The following is a 20,388-nucleotide window of genomic DNA, read 5'->3' on the forward strand; positions in this document are numbered from 1 at the left end:
ACGTTAGACGCGCGCAAAACCATGAGTCCACAGTTGTCCGCCTTTGTCGCCGAAGCCAAGAGACTGTCTTCATTTGCAGAACTCGACTTCTCCGACATCAACGCAACCGATCTCTCCGGAGAGAATCTTTTGCACTTGGCTGTAGCCTGGGAGAACCACTCCATCGCAGCAGAACTACTTAAGGCCGGGATCAATATCAACCAGCACGGGGATCTTGGACATACGCCACTTCATGAGGCGTGCGCGAAGGGCGATCTCGAGATGGTGAAACTACTTGTTCACGCTGGCGCCGATCTGTTTGCACTAACGGAAGGCCATCCGCCGTTCACGAGCGCCAGATACGGCGGCCATGATCACATCTGCGACTACTTGTCAGTTGAGATGAAGCGCGCTCAGGAGAGAGAGCAAGCTACATACCTCCGGGCTCGCATCGCTCAGCTTCGGCGAGAAATCGATCGGCTAGAAGGCCAGCTCGGTGCAGCGCGCGCCTAACCCTTCCATCGAGAGGACATGCCCCGGCAAGCCGGGTCATGCCTCTCATGTCAAACGTTAGGCATCGCCATGAGCAAACTGCCACCGGACCAACTGCTGTTCGAGATCGAAGACATCATTCGGACCATGCCGCCGATTGAGTCGCTGGGCAACGACTCTTCAGATGTACTTGTGTGGCTCGGCCGCGCTTCCGCCGCCATTCACGCATGGGAGCCAATGAAGGCAATCACAACGTTCGATGGCCACATCGAACGCCTCAGCACGCACTCATCAAGTGAGTATGCGCGCGCAACACGAGGCGTTCTAGTGCTCCTTCACCAAGCGCAGAATGATCTGCGTATGCGAACTACAGGGCCTTTGTCTATTGGCATTCAAAAGGGCTCTGTCTTCCAATACTTTGACGAAATCCGCCAAGTGATTGAATTGGCCCGCAAAGATCTTCTCTTCGTTGACCCGTACCTTGATCCTGAATTCGTTTCTAGGTATCTACCGCTCATCGCAAAAGGGGTCAATGTTCGCCTCTTAGGTAGCAAATCCGCACCTGCCGTAGCTACAGCCGCCGCCCTCTTCGCTCAGCAGGAAGGCATGTCAGTTTCCGTCCGGTCCTCGCCAGGCCTTCACGACCGCTATCTGTTTGTCGATGGATCGGCTTGTTATCAGTCGGGCGCGTCGTTCAAAGACGGTGCAAAGAAGGCCCCCACAACCCTCACACAAATCACAGATGCCTTTGCGGCCGTGCAGAGCACCTATGAGGGCCTTTGGTCATCGGCAACTCTGCATCCGTGAGCGCAGCAATGCCTAACCCTTCCATCGAGAGGACGTCACAAGGGCTGCGCCCTTGCGCCGCCTCTCATGTCAAACGTTAGAGCGCACATGAGCCTTCCTCACTGCCCAAACTGTCGCGAACGCATGTCCTCAGTTGAGCAAGGCATGGGTGGCGTTTGGTCCTGCCTGTACTGCGAGGGAACGTGGCTAACCATCGAGCAGCTCAAGTCCCTCGCATCCGTCTGCAAGCCAGCAACCGAGGCACCATCGAAGAATGCCAAGACACTTCAAGTCGAGGCGGGTGCCCAGCCGCTTGCATGTCCAGGCTGCGAAGCCAGCTCTCTAGATGCAGTCAGCATGGGCTCCGCAAGCGCCTACCACTGTCCCCAATGCAGTGGCGCCTTTTTCAAGAAGGGTGTGTTGGCCGCATGCGCACCACAAGTCTTCTCACCTACGCAAGAAGCACCAGTCGTTGGCGCTCTGTTCGGCGCAATTGGCACAGTCGCAATGCTGGGCGATCCGCTGCCTCTCATCGCAGCCCTGGCATATCAGCCTCGTGCTAAAAGTGCGCTCTAACCCTTCCATCGAGAGGACGTCGCCCGGCAAGCCGGGCGCCGCCTCTCATGTCAAACGTTAGGCCTCGCCAATTCTCTACTTCGCCGCACTCGCCAGCGGAGTCTCGGTATGCATCACGCACACCCAACGGCCATCCTTTCGCGTCCATACAGATGAATCGGCCATCTGCTGTACCTCTTCTTCGGCTTGGCCTCTCTGCGAAAGAGCCTGCTGCACTTGGTAGGTCAAAACAGCGGTCTCTTCAGTCGGGAACACGACATTCATGTCACTCAGCTCGTATGACTTCACCACCATACTGCCCTGTTCGGCCATTCGCTTGTATCCATCGTGGTCAAACTGAAAGGCGCCATGTGGGCTAACCATCAACGCGGGTTCGTCAAGCATTGAAGTCGCCGCCTCCACATCCTCGTCAACCAAGGCCTTCCAAAAGCGCTGCTCCAAGGCGATCAAATCGCTTGCCTGTGTTTGCATGATCTACTCCTTCAAGAAGGGGAAATGGCAATATGCGCGTCACCCAAACTGAAGGGGATCAGAAGGAACCGAAGACAAAGGTCGGCGCATTCCTACCAGCGAGGCCTAACCCTTCCATCGAGAGGACGTCGCCCGGCAAGCCGGGCGCCGCCTCTCATGTCAAACGTTGAGCGTCATGCGCAAAGTAGTCGACAGCAACTTCCTTCGAAGCAATGGGCTGCGCGACTATCTTGCTGGGTCTCCCAAGAACTTGGCCTTACTCACCGACTACGCGGCAATGGAGGCCTACAAAGGCGACACCTTGCTCAGCATCCAAGGGTCAATGGAGATCCTTGCCGAATTCCCATCCCAGGTACTGGTTCTCAAGAACACGCTGGTTGCTTGCGGCCTTCACGGCCGAACATCTGGCCTGCAAAGGCGATTCATCGATGAATCTCAAACCAAAGGCTTCTCGGCCTACTGTCGTCAGCTAGCCGCTGCACGAACCGGAGATCCCACTCTCATTAGGAAGCTCATGGAGCACGGAGAGGAGGCGAAGCGACATCTCGAAGAGAGAATGTTGTCCGACGCAAAGACGTTGCCAACAACAATCGAAACTGTGGCTAAGGGCTACACGGCACAAGAACTCGCCATCCTGCGGAACGATGAGCCGTACTCCGAAGAAATGATCAAGAAGCTAGTCCTCGGTGTATTGCGCACAGCCGTAGCGATGTTCAAGGAACATCCAAGAGTTCAGCATCTCCCGAATCAGAAGGACATGCCAAACACCTTCATCTTCCGAGCGGCCCTAAGCGCGTATCTCCTCGCACTCGACTGGATTGCCATTGCCGGGCCGAAAGCAGCCTTCGGAGCCAGTCACAAGAAACTTCGCAACGACATGGTTGATATCAACTTTGTCGCCTACGCGACCTACTTTGATGACTTACTTACGAATGACGAGAAGACCATTCGTATCTATGACAAGGCACGACTTCTTCTTTGGCGTGTCTTTGGCTGCCAGATCAGCGGCCTAAATGCATAGCTCGCTCATGCAGGTGACGCCCAACCCTTCCATCGAGAGGACGTGCCCCGGCAAGCCGGGTCACGCCTCTCATGTCACACGTTAGGCGTCGCCACAAGAAGCGTCTGTCGACCCGCACTTGTCATCACATCGCCATGTCAAACGGCATAAACGTCAACCTGTCAGAAGATGAGGCACTCGTTCTGTTTGAGTTCTTTGCACGCTTCGATGAAACAAATCTATTCCGTATGCGAAACAACGCTGAGTTCGTAGCGTTCATGCGCATTTCTGGTCAGCTAGAGAAGGCTCTGGTTGCACCATTCGAGCCGGCGTATCAGGAACGGATTGAGGAAGCTCGCGCCCGGCTTACGGAAGGTCACTACGAGCTGGCTCCTGGGGTAGAGCCTGACGCAAGCAATGAGAAGCGCGCGTAACCCTCTCATCGAGGGGCAAGCCAGTAGTCGCGCATCAGCCTCGCGCTGTCGCACCAGGCAAAGCAGGCCGTGCGAGCACCCGCTGCTTCGCAGCACGTGCTGGTGAGGCACGTTTGCTTGCCAGCGGCGCCACCCAACGCAAAATGCAGGTCCGGGCTGTGCGAATAGCGCCGCCTAACCCTTCCATCGAGAGGACTCGCCCCGGCAAGCCGGGTCGAGCCTCTCATGTCAAACGTTAGGCGTCAGCGATGAAGGCCCTCGAACTTCCCGAAGCACTTGCACAAGAGTTCGCAACTGTTGTCGCAGTGTGGAGTTCAGGGGGAACCACGAGGCGCGTAGATGCACTGCTTCTGTCATGGGTCAAATACGAGAAGCAACTTCGCCGCCTGTTTTGCTTTCTGGTCTATCAGCATCCAAAGATTTCAGAGCAGCAAGTTGAAGGCCTAGTTGCTGTGCTTGTTGAGAACAGGAATCTCAAGCCAGAGACCTTTGTCAAAGCGATTGATGCGCTCAAAGTGGATTCAGTCGCAACCATCGTTGGAGAGCACTACACACGCCTTCAAAAGGAAGTTCGGCGCATCAAGCAATACCGAAACAAGCTCATGCATGGCCAGATCAGCGGTCAGCGGATCACCTCGCGCCAGATCGAGCAGGACGTAAAAATCCTGATTGAGTGGGTTGCAGCTCTAGCCGCAGGGTCGCAAGCCCGCTTCGGTTATGACGGGATTGGCCGAAACACGTATCGCGCAGCAAAGGCAAAGGCCGATATAGCTGTAACTGACTATCCATTCACCAACGTTGCTGAGTTCAAAGCATGGCTACAAGGCATCACAGCCTGACGCCTAACCCTTCCATCGAGAGGACGTCGCCCGGCAAGCCGGGCGCCGCCTCTCATGTCAAACGTTAGGTGGCTCAATGAGTCTGTTGCGCAATCTCCTACTCATCTCAGCCTGGTCGCTTGGCGCCCAATGCACGTATGCCGCGGAAACTGGGTTCTCGGGCACATGGTCAGTCGACCTGCGAACGCCCGAGCAGAAGGCCCAGCGTGCTGAATGCGGTGAAGCCTCGTTTGTCCTCCTGCAAAAGGATAAGAAGATCACGGGCTCTCACACAATGGCAACTGTCGGGTGCGGTCGCCTCAATGAAGGTGGAGAAGGCACAGTAAAAGGGCGGGTCTCTGGCAATCGCGCGTTCCTAGTCGTCACAAGCGGGCGCAATGGAGCGGTTGTCAAAGGCGTCGCTACGCTGAGGGACGAAGCTCTCTATTGGGAAATCACGGAAGACGTAAAAGCGGGTGAGCCAGAGGGCGATTCGCCGCTCATCCTCGGAAAAGGGTTACTCACACGAGTAGGCAAGTAGACATGCGAAAAGAGCCGCCTAACCCTTCCATCGAGAGGACCCGCCCCGGCAAGCCGGGTCGGGCCTCTCATGTCAAACGTTAGACCCAGCCGAAATGCGCAGCGCAGCACTCGCAGCTATTGGTCTCTATCAGAAGTACATCTCGCCCTACAAAGGCTTCTGTTGCGCCTATCGCCAGCACACAGGGCGCGCAAGTTGCTCCACGTTCGGCTATCGGGCTGTCCGGCGGCACGGCGTATTGCCCGGCCTAAGCCTCATTCGCAGGCGCACAGAACTGTGCGGCGTCGTACACCGTCACCATCACGCCGAGCCGCGAAGAAGAAGCCCTTCGCAGCGCGGCGATTGCGATCTCGGGTGCGCTTTGCCTTGCGAGCCCAGCTGCGACTTGCCGCTTCCCAGCGGAAATACAGTGTCCAAAGTCTGCGATTTCGCTAACTGCTGCGATTGCGGCAGTTGCGACTGGCCAGACAAGAAGAACAAGCAAGACAAAGACAAGGACAACTACGTCTACATTCCGCCAAACGCTTGGCGCCCAAAGCCCAAGGGGCAAGGCCGCGAGGCTGGGCCTAACCCTTCCATCGAGAGGACCAGTCCCGGCAAGCCGGGCCTGGCCTCTCATGTCAAACGTTAGACGTCAGAACAAGCGGCCCGCTCGTTTGGCATTACATCTTGTGTAGAGAAACTTAAATCAAATGAAACTCGGTCTATTGCTCCCAATCCTGATGGTCGGACTGTCTCTCAATGCTGCTTCGGCTACGAGCGAAGCCGAGAATCCGGATGTGGGAGCAGCACTCGGGACTCTGGAGGCAAAGAATGGCATCGATACCCACTACAAATTTTGTCGAGGTATGGCCGGAGAACAGGGCTACCAATACGACTATGCGAAGTACATATGGGAACTAAAGAATCGCCCATACATCGCTCTTTCCGAGCAGGTGTTTAAGGACTTACCTGCCTCAAGCGCGGCGGCGATCAAGCAACGTTGGAAGCGTAGTGCAGAGAACTTTGACTCCGTGCGAGCTAGCGCTGGGGCCAACCAAAACGGTACGTACTGCGCGCAGCACTTTTCCCAGATCATGGATGGGTCTGGGTACAACATGAGTGCGTCTCGTACGACGTTGGCGCACTTGCTGGGCACACGTGAGGAAGTGCGAGTTCTCGAACGGAATATTGATATGGAGGTTGGTTGCGTGAAGGGGGCGTACAACCGTGGCATCAAGCAGTTCGAAGAGCTGAGAAGGGCTTGCGACTGTCAGACGACAAAGATCATCGGGAAGATGTCTAGTGGCGAGATCGACAGCTATCTGCAGCTAGTCGCGGAAAACAAGGGGCAGGAGGCGATGGCGCTCGTGACAAAGAGGGTTGCCATGTCGGAGCTTCAGGCGTGCTACTCCCGAATTCGAACCCAGTAGCTCAATGTGCAGAAACTGCACACTGACGCCTAACCCTTCCATCGAGAGGACTTGTCCCGGCAAGCCGGGCCAAGCCTCTCATGTCAAACGTTAGGCGTCCCAGGAGGCCCGCTTGAGTGACTTGTCAGAAAAGCTGCAATCCCTCCAGATGGAGATGCCGGGTTGGTGTATCGCTCCAACAGAAGAGCTCGTACTCGGGTACGAGAAGCAGTTTGGTCTAACGTTGCCGCCAGACTACCGTGCGTTCCTCGCCGAATTTGGCGGTTGCCTAGTCAATGCCTCCGCTCCTTTTCAGGAGCCCACTCCCTTTGGTCGAAACGGCATCGTTGATCATTTCTTCGGCTTTATGCCCGAGGCCAGAAGCTGCTGCGATGTCCGGGCCAACACAGCACGGATCGAAGGCGCACCAGATGTCGTGGCGATTGCGGGCGATCTCATGGGTGGAATGATTTGGCTGAAATGCACCGGGATCGATACCGGAAACGTCTACTACTATGACCATGAGCAACGGGCGTCTTGGCCGGATGAAAGGTTCAATGCCCACTTCTCGGCACTGAGCTCGGACATCGAGAACTACCTTGCATTACGTCGGCAGAACCAGTTGCCTCAAAAAACCGCTGGCTACGCGAACCTATATCGAATGGCAGCAACTTTTTCCGGGTTCGTCAGTTCCCTCGAGCGAGACGCCTAACCCTTCCATCGAGAGGACATGCCCCGGCAAGCCGGGTCATGCCTCTCATGTCAAACGTTAGACGTCGTCACACGCAATCTACACCTCAGATCATTCTGAGCAACCACAAGGGAGCCACATTGCTTCAGACTCAAAAGCGAATCGCCGCGTTCTTCTACGGAAGCTTCATCCGCAGAGAGGTCATGGCCTTGGGTGGCTTTCATCCCGAAACGGTCGAAGTCGCGAAACTGAACGGGTATGACATCACCTTTGATCCACATGCAAATATCTTTCGATCTAGTCAGCACGCCGTTTGCGGCGTCTTGGTGTACCCATCGCACGAAGAACTGAACAAGCTGTACTCTAGAGACGGGGTTGGTGTCTTCCTTCCCGATGCCGTGGTTGTGGAAACCAGCGACAACAGAATGCTGCCGGCCATTTGCTACATGCCGCCCGGGCGAAAGAACGATCCCGCCGATCTTGCCTATGTCGAGCACATCATTAAGGCGGCTAGGGAGCATGGCTTTCCACAGTGGTACTTGAGCCGCTTAGAGGAGTTTCGCTCGTCTCCAAAGGCAGAACGTGCAACACGCACCGACGCCTAACCCTTCCATCGAGAGGACATGCCCCGGCAAGCCGGGTCATGCCTCTCATGTCAAACGTTAGAGCGCATGGGTCCCGCAAGCGAAGCAACTCTGCAGGCCAAGTTGGCAGGTCTAGCAGCCGAATCGAGCAGTCTCATGCGAGCACTCAAAGCGGCAAGAAGCCTTGGCTTGCCCTCTTGGTGCATAGGCGCCGGTGTCGTTCGCAATCTGGTCTGGGATCACCTACACGGCTTCAAAGCAGAGACTCCGGCTGAAGACATCGATTTCGTCTTCTTTGAGCCAAACAATCTGTCTCCAGAGTTGGAGCGTCACCTAGAAGTCAGGCTGTCACGAGCAGAGCCCAGCTTCAACTGGGAGGCAGTCAATCAAGCTGCCGTTCACACCTGGCTCAAACCTCAAGCCGCGCAAGAAGCTCGGCCATTCAGGTCACTAGCTGAAGGCGTTGCCTCCTGGCCTGAAGTAGCCACATGCGTGGGTATCTCGCTCACCGGAGAAGAGAAGATCGAAGTCATTGCCCCTCATGGGCTGACCGATCTCTTTGAGATGGTTGTCCGCTGGAATCCCACACGCGTTCCCACCCTCGTCTACGAAGAGCGGGTAGCAAAGAAGCGCTTCGCGCACCGCTGGCCTCGGGTTAAGGTCTTGGCATGCTAAGAATGCGCTCTAACCCTTCCATCGAGAGGACGTCACAAGGGCTACGCCCTTGCGCCGCCTCTCATGTCAAACGTTAGGCGGCATTGAAGCGGCGCTGTTCCCGTCTGATGAATACGTCCGAATCCGGCTACTACCGGAGGAGGCACATAGCCAGAATCCAGAACACCAAGCAACTCGGAGTTCAGCATGGCATCAATACATCGGTCAGTTCAGATCCAAGCGCCAGCTTCTCAAGTGTGGAATGCTCTTCAAGACGTCGGAGCGCTACATACAAAGCTAGTCCCCGGCTTTGTCGTCGACTGTAGGCTTGAGGGTGAAGCGCGACATGTCACGTTTGCGAATGGAATGACGGCAAAAGAACATATCGTCGATGTCAGCAGCGAGCGGATGCGAGTTTCATGGTCAGCCGTTGGTGGCCGCCTAACTCACCACAACGCATCCGCCCAGGTCATCCCAACTGGAGAAACTTCATGCGAAGTCATCTGGATTGCCGATCTACTTCCACATGAAATGGCTTCGCCAATTGCTGGAATGATTGAGCAGGGCCTCAAAGCAATGAAGACATTCCAAGAGTCGAAGAATGCCGCCTAACCCTTCCATCGAGAGGACCCGCCCCGGCAAGCCGGGTCGGGCCTCTCATGTCAAACGTTAGGCATCTCATGGCTCGCCGCGACTACTCCGAAGACGAGGACTACTACACGCAAGACTTCGAGCGAGACGGTGTCGTTTCGGTCTGGCTTGGCCTCTCCGACAGCTCATCCGACCGGGATGTCCTTCAAGACTTGTGCGGAGTTGGGTACTACTCACTCGACAATCAAGAAGGCATGAACTTCGGCTTCAAGCTTGTGCCTGTTAGCGAGCTTCTAGGTCGCCTGTCCTACTCGTCTTCTTTTGCTCAGCTCGCGACAGAGAAAGCAAACACATTGGGCTTGAGCCAAGCGCGCTGGGTCACGGTCCAATACGACTTCGCGTACTCGCCAGAAAAGGTTCAGAGGCCTATTGCCCAAGATCCTGTGTTTCTTGGCGTTTTCGAATACAGCACGCAGGTGGGACAAGATGCCTAACCCTTCCATCGAGAGGACGTCACAAGGGCTACGCCCTTGCGCCGCCTCTCATGTCAAACGTTAGACGCCATCGGTCTCGCCCAGCATGCTCACAAGAGATGTCGCACTCTCGGCAATTGAGGCAGCCCTTTCTCGAGAAGAGGGCCGGCTTGTCCCACCAAATACAGATCCGCAGACCACAGAAGCAGATCTACGCGCCCACCTCTGCGATCCATTCCTCGTGAGCGCGTTGGTAGCAGAGCCAGGCTTTCCATTTGCGCCCGTCGGCTCATCTTTGTCCGGTTATTGCATTGCTCACAATGCGGGGTACTGGCTTGTCTATCAACCAGGTGAAAGGCGCTTCCTTGGCGTCTGGGGCCAATCAGTCACCAATCTAGGCGCGCACGGCATCTATGGCAGCCCTCTCTATTGCTGGTCCGCTTAGCAGAGCCCATCAGATTAAGTCATAGGCATGCTCAGAATGGCGTCTAACCCTTCCATCGAGAGGACCCGCCCCGGCAAGCCGGGTCGGGCCTCTCATGTCAAACGTTAGGCCTCGCAAGACGCATGGCAGCACTCACCGAAGAAAGTCGACTACGCCGAATCCTTCAGTGGCTCTGTCTATTGCAAGCGTTGGCTCCAGCACTATTCGTCATCGGCTTCCTCACCAGCAGCAAGCTTGGCGTTCAGGTTCCAACAGGCAATCAATTCACGCCCCTGCTCATCTACAGCTACTGGTCCTGGATTGTTTGGCCTCTCACAGCATTGCCCTTCAAGACGATACGCAACTACATTGGCACCGAGTGGATCGGTGCCGCTGGGGTACTTTGGATGCTCCAAGTTGCTCTTTGGTTTATGCCCACACTCTCATTCTTGTGCACCCAATCTGAAACTCCATGTCGCTTCTCCTTCTGAGCGATTGGCAACCCCAGGAATGTGAAATGCACTCACTTGTCAAAGGCCGAGTAATCATCTTTGCCGTGCAAGCAGCGATGCCTAACCCTTCCATCGAGAGGACATGCCCCGGCAAGCCGGGTCATGCCTCTCATGTCAAACGTTGAACATCACGAGTGGGCCCGGCGAGTTCTCTTTGCTTATGAGCCTTCGTTCAGCATCGCAAGTTCAAGTCGCATGCGCGGTTCGCGAGCCTTCGGTCACCGCTCGCCGTCTGCCGCCAATGATGAACCCAGCGCCTGCCGCCTACCAACACAACCCAAGTGAAGAAGGCCAGGCTTTTCCTGTCTCGGCACTTGTGCAATGCGATCGACCGGCCGGTAGAGGTCAGTCAGTGGTTGGCGCTTCGCGCCGCTTGAGTGGTCAGAAGTTGGGCGCTGCCACGAAGGGCAGCGCTGCAGCTGTGCAGCTTCGAGCGCCGGCGCGGCTGTTCCGAGAATCGCAATGCTTGGCAAGGCCTAAGCCCACTTCAGCACCCCAAGACAGGGGCACTTCTTCGCGCTTGGCGGGGCATGTAGCCATGTCACGCGCGATGCCCAACTATTCCATCGAGAGGACGTCGCCCGGCAAGCCGGGCGCCGCCTCTCATGTCAAACGTTAGGCGCCGAATGCCGAGCCACGTATTACTTAACTACCAGGAGGGAAAAATGATCCGATTCAAGTTCATCAGAACCTTTGCCGCCGCGGGACTGCTTCTCTGCGTCGGCAGCACTTGGGCTTCATCTTGGAATTGGGCGTCTGTAGGCAATGATGAAACACGCTACTTCTTCGATGCGGATACCGTTGAGAAGACACGTGAAACAACCACCGTATGGGTCGAAACTGTTCAAGTGAGCAAACCCGATACCGATGGCAGTTGGTCGACGGCACTTCGTTGGCGCTTCAACTGTTCGAAACGGACGGTTCAATCTCTTGGCTGGTCTATCTACGATAAGGACGGTAAGTTCATCCGCTCCAATTCCAACCCAACATCAGAGACAGCCGTAGTTCCAGACTCCACTGGAGAAGCCATGCTCAAGATTGCCTGCGAAGCAAACTTCCCTCGTGACAAGTCCGGGGAAAGGTACTTCAAGCTTTCTTCAAATGACGTGTTCCAAGCAACGAGAAACTATGCCGAGATCCTCAAGTCATCTGAAGACATTGCCCCCAAGTAGCGTGGCTTCGTCTCCCCTAGGTCGTGCTGGTCGTGCGCGCGTCGTCGCCTAACCCTTCCATCGAGAGGACGTCACAAGGGCTACGCCCTTGCGCCGCCTCTCATGTCAAACGTTACATGAGAGTCGAAGCTGACAGTCCGATGCAGAAGCAATCAGCGCACTAGAACTGAGTGAGCCGTTCTTTCTGTCCAAGCAACGAGAAACTATGCCGAGATCCTCAAGTCATCTGAAGACATTGCCCCCAAGTAGCGTGGCTTCGTCTCCCCTAGGTCGTGCTGGTCGTGCGCGCGTCGTCGCCTAACCCTTCCATCGAGAGGACGTCACAAGGGCTACGCCCTTGCGCCGCCTCTCATGTCAAACGTTAGGCGCCATGAGAGTCGAAGCTGCGACAGTCTCCGATGCAGAAGCAATCAGCGCACTGATCGTCGAACTGAGTGAGCCGTTCTTTCTGTCGCCTTCGCGTGAGGGCGCTCAGCCCTTCCTCGCCTCCGTCAGCGCAGAAGCAGAGCGTGGCTACTTAAGCTCAGCCAGCTTCTCCTACTACGTCGCCAAGTCAGGCGGCAGCCTCGCTGGTTTCATCGCACTGCGAGACAACTCGCACTTGTTCCACTTGTTCGTTGCCAAGGCATTCCAAGGCAAGCACTTGGCAAGCCAACTCTGGGGTGTAGCCAAGACAGAAGCACTACGAGACGGCAATCCGGGGGAGTTCACGGTCAATTCAAGCCTGAGTGCCGTGCCTGTCTACGAGAGGTTCGGCTTTGTGCGCCAGGGAGAAGTCCAGCGTATGCACGGCATTTCCTTTCAGCCCATGAGTCTGAGGTCGGGCCAGAATGGCGCCTAACCCTTCCATCGAGAGGACGTCACAAGGGCTACGCCCTTGCGCCGCCTCTCATGTCAAACGTTGGGCGTCATTGCCGACAGCGATCGAATACATCTCAGGACAACCAATTAGAGGAAGGAAGTAATGGGCGCTTGGTCCTACGAAGCATGGAGCAATGACGAAGCTGCCGATTGGTTTCAGTGCTTCTGGAAAGGCGGCGACTTCTCACTGATAGCAAAGGAGTTGGATCAGTTTGATCCTGCCGAGGAGCGCTTCGATTCAGTTCGAGCCGCGGCATATCTTCTTCAATCGCTGGGCGATCCCTATATTTGGCCAGCAGATCACTTGGATGCTCTAAGGCCAAATCTGCTGAAGGCGATCGACATCCGGGAGAAGATGATCGATCCTTCAAACGACTCTTGGGCATTCTTGGAGGCGTACGGAAGCAGCCCGGCTGTCGTAGCCGAGGTTGGCGGGCAAATAACAGCGCTAAGGAGACGCCTCGAACTTGTCGTTTCGTAGGCGGAGCAAAGTCAAGACGTTGGTAGCTCCTCTCTTCCCTTTAGTTAAGGTGCCGCACTAAGAAGAATGACGCCCAACCCTTCCATCGAGAGGACGTCACCCGGCAAGCCGGGCGCCGCCTCTCATGTCAAACGTTAGCCGCCACAGCGAACCTCCACCAAATGCAAATGCGAAATTTCGTTCTTCTTGCATTCCTTGTACTGCCGACAGTTTGCTTGTCGGTTGAGTCACAGCCCAACGCAGACAAATACTTCATAGACCTGTGCACTAAGGCGGTCGATGACATGTATTCAGATCCAGAGATCGAATCGCTTTTTCCGTCCGTTCCAGATGCGGTTTCAACAACGTGCAAATGCGTTCACTCTCGCGTTTCAGCGGACGCTCAGTTGCTCTCCTCATTTCAGCGCCTCAACAGCGAGGGCCTCCCTGAATCGGAGTCAAAGAAGTTGAACGCCTATGTATTTGGTCGCTTTCTTGTCAGCGCTCTTTCTTGCATGGCCAATGACATCGACCGTGCTAGTAAGGGCATTGGCCCAAGAGGTGTCGGCTAACCCTTCCATCGAGAGGACGTCACAAGGGCTACGCCCTTGCGCCGCCTCTCATGTCAAACGTTAGGCCGCACACATGCCTGCTGAGCAATGCACCAGATGGAACAACCACTGACTGACGAAAGGCGGCGGGGCCAGGGTCGCTGGTTCACTGCTTCATTGCTGCTAGTCGGGCTGGCCGCGATTGCACTCTTTCTTCTTTGGCGCGCAGGCCCTTTCGCCCCAAGATTCACCAGCCCAGAGATCCAGGCGAAGCGCTGGCACCTGCCCGACTGGCTTTGGCTTTCATCTTTTGCCGTGGTAGTACTCGCAACTCCAAGCGCGCTGATATGTGCCGCAGTGGGCTTGGCAAAAGCGAAGCTGCGCATATTCCAAATGCGAACAGTCGTAGCTCTGCTAGTTGTGTTGGCTCTAATGGCAATTGCTACGCGAGTGGTTCCTTCCTAGGCTTGCATCGTGCGAGTGCGGCCTAACCCTTCCATCGAGAGGACGGCGCCCGGCAAGCCGGGCGCCGCCTCTCATGTCAAACGTTGGGCGTCAGGAGGAGCATCACCGTGAGTCAGAACGAGCATCATCGTGAAACGGACGCCGTCGCAGAACTCAGCACGCTTCTAGCCGCGCAGCCAAAGGCGGCCTGCGCGAGCCTAACGTCATTCGAAGTTGTTGCCGCTGACCTTGGGGCTGGTTTTGTGCGGTTGCGCTTTGCCGAGCAACCTGCCTTCTCAAATCACTACGGCAACATCCAGGGCGGCCTCGGTATGGCACTGATCGATGTTTTGGCTTCAGTGGCCGCATACGCGAAGCTTCGGCAGTGGTGCCCCACGGTTGAAATGAAGGCACTGTTCGTTGCGCCGGCGAAGCTGGGGCAATGTGAAGGTGAGGCCAGGGTCATCAAGGCCGGAAAGACCTTCGCCTTTCTTGAGGCACAACTCTGGGGTGCCGACGGTGAGCTTGCCATTCACGCCACAGCCACAGTCAGTGTCAAGGCTTAGGTGCAGCGTGTCGCCAAACCAGGCAAATTCCCCGCACTTGGGAACACTGACGCCCAACCCTTCCATCGAGAGGACCCGCCCCGGCAAGCCGGGTCGGGCCTCTCATGTCAAACGTTAGGCGGCGCTATGGGCGAGAACGCCTCGCTTCTCAGAGTTCGGCGGCACACCGCTTCGGCGAAGAGCGGTGCCACTGCCAAGAAGAGCGGGCTCGTGCCTACGATCGCCACCGCAATGGTTTCGCCTGAGCGTCGGACCAAGCGCAGTGCTCGCTCGATGAGACGGTTGTCAGTCAGTCAGTGGGTTAGCCGTCGTGGGCGCCCTGCACTGTCCGAAGTGCGCATTCCACTGATGGCGGACAGTGATTCCATTCCCATCGCGGACAGCGTTCCAGGCGATGGCGGACACGCTGCGCGGGTGTCCTGAGTGACGCTGCAATCGTAGCCGAACTGTCCGCCATCAGCGTGGAACGGTGCTCGGCACGGGCGGCTCAGGCGGTCTTGGTGAGCTTTCTCATCGACTCGCCCTTGAGGGCTATCTTGTGTGAACCGTGCACGATGCGGTCCAGGATGGCGTCGGCCAGCGTGGGCTCGTCCAGCCAGGCGTGCCAGGCCGTCACCGGCAACTGGCTGGTGATGAGCGTCGAGCGCGTGCCCACCCGGTCGTCCAGCAACTCCAGCAGGTCGTTTCGCTCGTGCGCGGCAATCGGTGCGATACCGAAGTCGTCCAGGATGAGCAGGTCCAGCCGGGCCAGTTGCCCCAGCCGTTTGCCAAAGCTACCGTCGCCGTGGGCCACGTGCAGCTCCTGCAGCAGCCGTGGCGCGCGGGTGTAGAGGACAGAGAACCCCAGGCGCGCGGCCTGCTGCCCCAGTGCGCAGGCCAGCCACGTCTTGCCGCAACCGGTGGCACCGGTGAGCAGCACGTTGTGACCATGGCGCAGCCAGTCCCCGCCGGCCAGACTGGTGATGACCTCCCGGCTCAGGCCCCGGCTGGCGCGCCAGTCGATGTCCTCCAGGCAGGCACTACAGACCTTCAAACGGGCGGCCTTGAGCAGCCGCTCCAGGCGTTTGCCGTCACGCCAGTCCACCTCGCGCTGCACCAGCAGCGCCAGGCGTTGTTCAAAGGGCAGCTCGCTGGCCATGAGGTGGGTGGCCACGTCGCTGAGGGCGGCCACCATGCCGTCCAGGCGCAGGGTGCGCAGTTGGTTGAGGGTCTGTTCGTTGAGCATGGTTGTTCCTTGTTTGTTTCGCTTCGGTGTCTGGGCTTCTCAGTGGTAGTAGCCCGGCCCGCGCACGTTCTCGTGCAGTGGCAGGCTGGCCTGTGTGGCCTGCGCGGTGATGGGGGCGTCCAGCGGGCGCTGGTCCAGGCCGCAACTGAGGATGGACGCAATGCTCTTGTAGGACGGTGAGCGAATCGACTGTGCCCGCGCGCAGGCTGCTTCCAGGCGCTGGACACCGTACTCGCGGCCCAGGCGCATGAGACCCAGACAGGAGCGGTAACCCTGCTCGGGATGCTGGCGGTGCTCCATCTGCCAGCGCACCACGGCGGCGGTGGCCGCGCCCACGCGCTCACCCCAGGCGATGAGCTTGGCAGGGGTCCACTGAAGATGCTCGCGATGTGAGGCCGGCATGTGCTCGGGCACGGTGGTGTGCGCGCCCCGGCGAGGATTGAGGATGTGGGCGGCCACCCGCCTGTTGCCGTGCAGAACCTCGAGCGTGGTGGCCGTGATGCGCAACTCGACCTTCTCGCCCACCAGCGCGTGGGGCACCGAGTAGTAGTGGCCATCGAGCTCGACGTGGTAGTCGATGTTGACGCGGGCGGGCTTGAAGCGGGCGATGGGCATGCGCACCGCCGGCAGGGGGCGCAGGGCCGGCCTGTCGAGCTCGGCAAAGGCGCTGGCGCGGTTACCCGGCAGCTTCTTGAACGCGCGCTGGTTCAAGTCCACCAGCAAGGCGGCAATCGCCCGGTTGAGCTCGGCCAGACTGAAGAAGGTCTGGTGGCGCAGCCGCGCCAGAATCCAGCGCTCGACCACCTGCACGGCGACCTCCACCTTGGGTTTGTCGCGTGGCTTGGCCGGGCGCGCCGGCATCACGGCCAGGCTGTAGTGGGCCGAGAGTTCTTCGAGCAGGCGGTGCGCGGTGGGCTCGTAGCGGTCGGGACGGGCCATGAGTGCGCGCGGCTGGTCAGGCACCAGCAGGCGGGGCACGCCGCCGATGAACTCCAGCGTGGCGATGATGCTGGCCGCCCAGTCGGCGGCCTTCTGGCTGGCGGTGGCGCAGGCATAGGTGTAGTTCGATGCCCCCAACACCGCCACAAACACCTGGGCCTGGCGAATCTCGCCAGTGCCTGCATCCACGACAGGCAGGCTCTGGCCGGCGTAGTCCACAAACAGCTTGTCGCCGGCCTCGTGGTTCTGGCGCATGGAGCGCTGCAGGCGCCGGGCCCAGGCCTTGTACTTCTCGCAGAAGGCGCTGTACTTGTAAGCCTGCCCGGCGTGCTGGTGCTGGTACTCCTCCCACAGCAGTTGCAGCGTCACGCCGGGGCGACGCAGTTCCCGGTGCAGGTGGGCATAGTCGGGCTCGAGGTGGCGGGACTGGCGGGCCACCGCTGGCTTGTACAGCCGGGCCTGCAGTTCTTCGTCGCTCAAGGTCTGGGCCAGCGCCCAGTCCACGGCGGCCACGCGCGCGTAGCTGGCTATCTCGCTGACGGTGGATTTGGAGATGCCGAGAGCGGCACCGATTTGACGGGTGCTCAAGGCCCCGCCGTGCAGCAGTTGCAGTGTATGTCGTAATTTGCTCATGGTGACCCTGGGTGTGGGCATCGCTGGTTCCGGTCAAAAAACCGGTCAGCGTATGCCGCGTTCGGGTCACTCAGAACACCCCGCAGGTGTCCGCCATCAGTTTGGAATGCTGTCCGCCATCAGCCTGGAATCGTGTCCGCCATCGCGTGGAATACGCACCGAAGCATGTTGAGAATCGATGCGCCCGGAACCCACACGCCGGCTAAAGTTGCTCGCCTGGCAGCGCTCTGCGTCCTCGAATGCAGCGCCGCCTAACCCTTCCATCGAGCTGACATGCCCCGGCAAGCCGGGTCATGCAGCTCATGTCAAACGTTAGGCGTCGGAAACACGGTCAAGGAGTAACCGTATGACGAACCCTTGTGTTCTCTTCATTCAAGGCGGAGGCAAAGGCGCACACACCGAAGACAAAGCACTTGCAGATTCGCTAAAGCAAGCGCTTGGTGCCGCGTATGAAGTGCGCTTTCCTCAAATGCCCGACGAAGCTGATCCGAATGCGCGGTCCTGGAAGATGAAGATATCGCAAGAGTTGTCTCGTATACCTGGCCGCGTGATCCTCGCAGCGCACTCAATAGGTGGCTCCCTCCTACTCAAGTACCTGACGGAGGAGAAGATCGAGAAACCCATTGCCGGCCTGTTTGTACTTGCCGCCCCGTCATGGGATGGGGATCGTTGGAACTTCGACGATCTAAAGCTGCCGGCTGACATCACCGAACAGCTTGCGCCGATCCCGCAAGCGTTTTTCTACCATTGCCGTGACGACGATACCGTTCCGTTTGCACACCTCGCACTTCACGGAGCACGGCTCCCCCGCGCAACACTACGCGCGATCGATCACGGAGGTCACCAGTTTGACAAAGACCTCAAAATCGTCGCTAGCGACATTCTCAATGCCGCCGCCTAACCCTTCCATCGAGAGGACTCGCCCCGGCAAGCCGGGTCGAGCCTCTCATGTCAAACGTTAGGCCTCACAGGAGCGATCTGACCCGTACGCAAGGGATGGACCTGGGGCGTCTCGCGAAGTACGGTAGCAAACACCGCCAGTCACCGCCCCAAGAGATCGGACTGAAAGCGGAGCAGAGGAGGAGCCAGTGCTGACACGACATTTATTCATCGCAGCCGCGCTAACGCTCGGGGTCATCCCAACTGCAAATGCGTGGTTTGTAGTCTTCCCAATTCCAAACATTGCGAAGCCAAGCGCGCTACGCACACTGATTGACAGGTATTCCCAGTCAAAGCAAACGAAGGCTTTGGCTTATGTCTACGAGCGCAGACGGTTCGGCAACAGAGGCTTCGTGTGGGGCGCATATGAAGGTGCAGGTACACAGGCGGAAGCAAATGCAACGGCACTAGCACGCTGCAATACCGCACTCGAACAAGCCAACGGCAAAAACCTCTACGACTTTGACGGCCGCAGCTGCGAGTTGCATGCATTTGACGGAAAGGAAGATCCGCAAACCCCGATGGCAGTCGAGCCCGCCGCAGAGCCAGCTTCTGCAGCAGCTCGTTCGGAAGCATTTGACCTAGGCCCAAATGCCTCTTCTGTAGCCAGCACACCCGCATCATCCCCACCGCTGGAGAAAACTTCAGAAGTTCCCATTGCCACGCCGGCTAACAGCGCACCGATGAAGCCAGCGGCGCCCGTCATGGAGAGCAAGCCGGTCAACGCGCAGACAGGGCAAGAAGGCTCCGCCACCAGAAGGTTGCGAGAGTTGAATGAGATGCGCAAGGAAGGCTTGATCTCTCAGAAAGACTATGACGAAAAGAAGAAGGCGATCCTGCGGGATCTCTAGGTGTGAGGCCTAACCCTTCCATCGAGAGGACATGCCCCGGCAAGCCGGGTCATGCCTCTCATGTCAAACGTTAGGCTTTTGATATTCATCTCAAAGAGAGGTGCTCCATGTCTTGGTACTACCTTCGGATGGAAAACGAAGAGATGCTGGCCCGAGAAGATGAGATAGCCAAGGCAATGCAGAGTCTTGGGCTTGCTGCTCTTGGTAGTGGAGCTGCGATCTACGTCCACTTCGATTCGCATGACGGAAGACACCACTACTACTTCTCACCGAAGGCAGAACCTGTTGCCCTTATGTTTGGTGCCCGGGCATGGAACAAACCGGCCAGAGAAGCCATCGGCAGTTTCGCTGTCGGAGACCCCAGCCTCTTTCAGAGCCTTTACCCGTAAGCCGCGCTCGTATCGGAGAAGCCACCCAGAAAGTTCAAGATGCGTTCGCCGTCTTCGAATCCCTCACACTTGCGTGTCAAACAATGGCAGCGCGCCAAAAAGGCAGAAAGTCGCTCTTGGGCGTCATGATCGCCGTTTGGTGGAGAGCCCTGCTCCGCAAGGCTCAAATGCAGCACGAGCGCCCATGCCTTCGGCATCGGCTTCCCTACACTCCATCACCGCGCTGCGTGGCTGCCAGCCTAACTCTCCCATCGAGAGGACATGCCCCGGCAAGCCGGGTCATGCCTCTCATGTAGTACGTTAGACATCACAGGATCCACGCTCATGAGCGCCAGCAGCGACACCGTCACATTGCGGCTGATGACAGAACAAGACCTTCCGATGCTCTATGACTGGCTGAATCGGCCCCACATCGTCGAATGGTGGGGTGGGGAGGGCCCAACACTGGCTGAAGTGATGGAGCAGTACCTGCCGAGCGCTCTAGCGCAAGAGTCCGTCACTCCCTATATTGCGATGGTGAACGGAAGGCCGATTGGGTATGCACAGTCGTACATCGCGTTTGGAAGCGGCGACGGATGGTGGGAAGACGAGACCGATCCAGGTGTACGTGGAATAGACCAGTCACTGGCGAATCCATCGCAGCTTGGCAAGGGTCTTGGAACCAAGTTGGTTCGAGCACTGGTTGAGTTGCTATTCAATGATCCAGAGGTAGCCAAGGTCCAAACCGATCCATCGCCGAACAACGCGCGCGCGATCCGGTGCTACGAGAAGGCGGGATTCGAAAGGCAAGGAATTGTCACGACACCAGATGGACCAGCCGTCTATATGCTCCAAACACGGCAAGCATTCGAGCGTGCACGCGGTGATGCCTAACCCTTCCATCGAGAGGACGTCACAAGGGCTGCGCCCTTGCGCCGCCTCTCATGTCAAACGTTAGAGCG

Annotated in this window: 25 protein-coding genes; 22 read left to right on the forward strand and 3 right to left on the reverse strand. The window is 57.7% G+C overall.

The features are described from left to right. Nucleotides 1-33: 33 nt before the first annotated feature. From RXV79_RS18445 to RXV79_RS28175, 3 genes are all read left to right on the forward strand, one after another. A complete protein-coding gene (locus RXV79_RS18445; RefSeq protein ID WP_316699538.1) occupies nt 34-492 on the forward strand; it encodes an ankyrin repeat domain-containing protein in 459 nt (152 codons plus the stop codon). 69 nt (nt 493-561) lie between these two features. Then, nucleotides 562-1,278 carry a hypothetical protein gene (locus RXV79_RS18450; protein ID WP_316699539.1) on the forward strand — a complete coding sequence of 239 codons (717 nt, stop codon included), beginning with the start codon at nt 562-564 and terminating at the stop codon, nt 1,276-1,278. A gap of 87 nt (nt 1,279-1,365) precedes the next feature. Continuing rightward, the gene (locus RXV79_RS28175) at nt 1,366-1,833 is read left to right on the forward strand and encodes a zf-TFIIB domain-containing protein (RefSeq protein WP_413816628.1); all 468 of its coding nucleotides are present in this window, start codon (nt 1,366-1,368) and stop codon (nt 1,831-1,833) included. Between the two features lie 75 nt (nt 1,834-1,908). Here the strand turns inward: RXV79_RS28175 and RXV79_RS18455 are convergent, their stop codons facing one another. Further along, complete coding sequence (locus RXV79_RS18455; RefSeq protein ID WP_316699540.1) at nt 1,909-2,304, reverse strand: nuclear transport factor 2 family protein; 396 nt, start codon at nt 2,302-2,304, stop codon at nt 1,909-1,911. Between the two features lie 175 nt (nt 2,305-2,479). Between RXV79_RS18455 and RXV79_RS18460 the strand changes: the two genes are divergently transcribed. The 15 genes from RXV79_RS18460 (at nt 2,480) to RXV79_RS18525 (ending at nt 14,471) form a co-directional block, all read left to right on the forward strand. Then, nucleotides 2,480-3,325 (forward strand): DUF4833 domain-containing protein, encoded by an 846-nt coding sequence (locus RXV79_RS18460; protein WP_316699541.1) that lies wholly within the window; start codon nt 2,480-2,482, stop codon nt 3,323-3,325. A 134-nt stretch (nt 3,326-3,459) separates the two neighbouring features. Next, nucleotides 3,460-3,738, forward strand: a complete 279-nt coding sequence (locus RXV79_RS18465) for a hypothetical protein (RefSeq protein ID WP_316699542.1) — start codon at nt 3,460-3,462, stop codon at nt 3,736-3,738. A 248-nt stretch (nt 3,739-3,986) separates the two neighbouring features. Beyond that, nucleotides 3,987-4,577: a hypothetical protein gene (locus tag RXV79_RS18470; protein ID WP_316699543.1), complete on the forward strand. Its 591-nt coding sequence runs from the start codon at nt 3,987-3,989 to the stop codon at nt 4,575-4,577. A 614-nt stretch (nt 4,578-5,191) separates the two neighbouring features. Continuing rightward, nucleotides 5,192-5,728 (forward strand): membrane protein insertion efficiency factor YidD, encoded by a 537-nt coding sequence (gene yidD / locus RXV79_RS28180; protein ID WP_413816629.1) that lies wholly within the window; start codon nt 5,192-5,194, stop codon nt 5,726-5,728. Nucleotides 5,729-5,789: 61 nt separating this feature from the next. Then, nucleotides 5,790-6,509 carry a hypothetical protein gene (locus tag RXV79_RS18475; protein WP_316699544.1) on the forward strand — a complete coding sequence of 240 codons (720 nt, stop codon included), beginning with the start codon at nt 5,790-5,792 and terminating at the stop codon, nt 6,507-6,509. Between the two features lie 112 nt (nt 6,510-6,621). Then, entirely contained in the window at nt 6,622-7,200 is a 579-nt protein-coding gene (locus tag RXV79_RS18480; RefSeq protein WP_316699545.1) for an SMI1/KNR4 family protein, read from the forward strand. A 119-nt stretch (nt 7,201-7,319) separates the two neighbouring features. Beyond that, a complete protein-coding gene (locus tag RXV79_RS18485) occupies nt 7,320-7,784 on the forward strand; it encodes a gamma-glutamylcyclotransferase family protein (protein ID WP_316699546.1) in 465 nt (154 codons plus the stop codon). Between the two features lie 135 nt (nt 7,785-7,919). Continuing rightward, a complete protein-coding gene (locus RXV79_RS18490; protein WP_316699547.1) occupies nt 7,920-8,438 on the forward strand; it encodes a nucleotidyltransferase family protein in 519 nt (172 codons plus the stop codon). A 186-nt stretch (nt 8,439-8,624) separates the two neighbouring features. Continuing rightward, nucleotides 8,625-9,029 carry an SRPBCC family protein gene (locus tag RXV79_RS18495; RefSeq protein ID WP_316699548.1) on the forward strand — a complete coding sequence of 135 codons (405 nt, stop codon included), beginning with the start codon at nt 8,625-8,627 and terminating at the stop codon, nt 9,027-9,029. 68 nt (nt 9,030-9,097) lie between these two features. Continuing rightward, nucleotides 9,098-9,502 carry an immunity 22 family protein gene (locus RXV79_RS18500; RefSeq protein WP_316699549.1) on the forward strand — a complete coding sequence of 135 codons (405 nt, stop codon included), beginning with the start codon at nt 9,098-9,100 and terminating at the stop codon, nt 9,500-9,502. A 546-nt stretch (nt 9,503-10,048) separates the two neighbouring features. Continuing rightward, entirely contained in the window at nt 10,049-10,396 is a 348-nt protein-coding gene (locus tag RXV79_RS18505) for a hypothetical protein (RefSeq protein WP_316699550.1), read from the forward strand. 686 nt (nt 10,397-11,082) lie between these two features. Continuing rightward, complete coding sequence (locus RXV79_RS18510) at nt 11,083-11,589, forward strand: surface-adhesin E family protein (protein ID WP_316699551.1); 507 nt, start codon at nt 11,083-11,085, stop codon at nt 11,587-11,589. 370 nt (nt 11,590-11,959) lie between these two features. Then, a complete protein-coding gene (locus RXV79_RS18515; RefSeq protein ID WP_316699552.1) occupies nt 11,960-12,430 on the forward strand; it encodes a GNAT family N-acetyltransferase in 471 nt (156 codons plus the stop codon). A gap of 123 nt (nt 12,431-12,553) precedes the next feature. Next, nucleotides 12,554-12,931 (forward strand): hypothetical protein, encoded by a 378-nt coding sequence (locus RXV79_RS18520; RefSeq protein ID WP_316699553.1) that lies wholly within the window; start codon nt 12,554-12,556, stop codon nt 12,929-12,931. A 1,102-nt stretch (nt 12,932-14,033) separates the two neighbouring features. Beyond that, nucleotides 14,034-14,471, forward strand: a complete 438-nt coding sequence (locus RXV79_RS18525) for a PaaI family thioesterase (RefSeq protein ID WP_316699554.1) — start codon at nt 14,034-14,036, stop codon at nt 14,469-14,471. 487 nt (nt 14,472-14,958) lie between these two features. Here the strand turns inward: RXV79_RS18525 and istB are convergent, their stop codons facing one another. Together istB and istA are read right to left on the reverse strand one after the other, a co-directional pair. Further along, nucleotides 14,959-15,696, reverse strand: coding sequence for an IS21-like element helper ATPase IstB (istB, locus tag RXV79_RS18530; RefSeq protein WP_316699555.1), 738 nt, complete (start codon nt 15,694-15,696; stop codon nt 14,959-14,961). Nucleotides 15,697-15,735: 39 nt separating this feature from the next. Next, nucleotides 15,736-17,289, reverse strand: a complete 1,554-nt coding sequence (istA, locus tag RXV79_RS18535) for an IS21 family transposase (protein ID WP_316699556.1) — start codon at nt 17,287-17,289, stop codon at nt 15,736-15,738. Nucleotides 17,290-17,614: 325 nt separating this feature from the next. On the opposite strand from istA, the gene RXV79_RS18540 reads away from it, so the two are divergent. The 4 genes from RXV79_RS18540 to RXV79_RS18555 all read left to right on the forward strand — a co-directional run bounded on the left by RXV79_RS18540 (nt 17,615) and on the right by RXV79_RS18555 (nt 20,320). Continuing rightward, nucleotides 17,615-18,169, forward strand: a complete 555-nt coding sequence (locus tag RXV79_RS18540) for an alpha/beta hydrolase (protein ID WP_316699557.1) — start codon at nt 17,615-17,617, stop codon at nt 18,167-18,169. A gap of 187 nt (nt 18,170-18,356) precedes the next feature. Continuing rightward, the gene (locus tag RXV79_RS18545; RefSeq protein ID WP_316699558.1) at nt 18,357-19,058 is read left to right on the forward strand and encodes an SHOCT domain-containing protein; all 702 of its coding nucleotides are present in this window, start codon (nt 18,357-18,359) and stop codon (nt 19,056-19,058) included. 107 nt (nt 19,059-19,165) lie between these two features. Continuing rightward, nucleotides 19,166-19,447: a hypothetical protein gene (locus tag RXV79_RS18550; RefSeq protein ID WP_316699559.1), complete on the forward strand. Its 282-nt coding sequence runs from the start codon at nt 19,166-19,168 to the stop codon at nt 19,445-19,447. Between the two features lie 324 nt (nt 19,448-19,771). After that, entirely contained in the window at nt 19,772-20,320 is a 549-nt protein-coding gene (locus RXV79_RS18555) for an AacA4 family aminoglycoside N(6')-acetyltransferase (protein WP_316699561.1), read from the forward strand. Nucleotides 20,321-20,388 lie beyond the last annotated feature (68 nt).

The organism is Piscinibacter gummiphilus (assembly GCF_032681285.1).
Classification (GTDB): domain Bacteria; phylum Pseudomonadota; class Gammaproteobacteria; order Burkholderiales; family Burkholderiaceae_C; genus Rhizobacter; species Rhizobacter gummiphilus_A.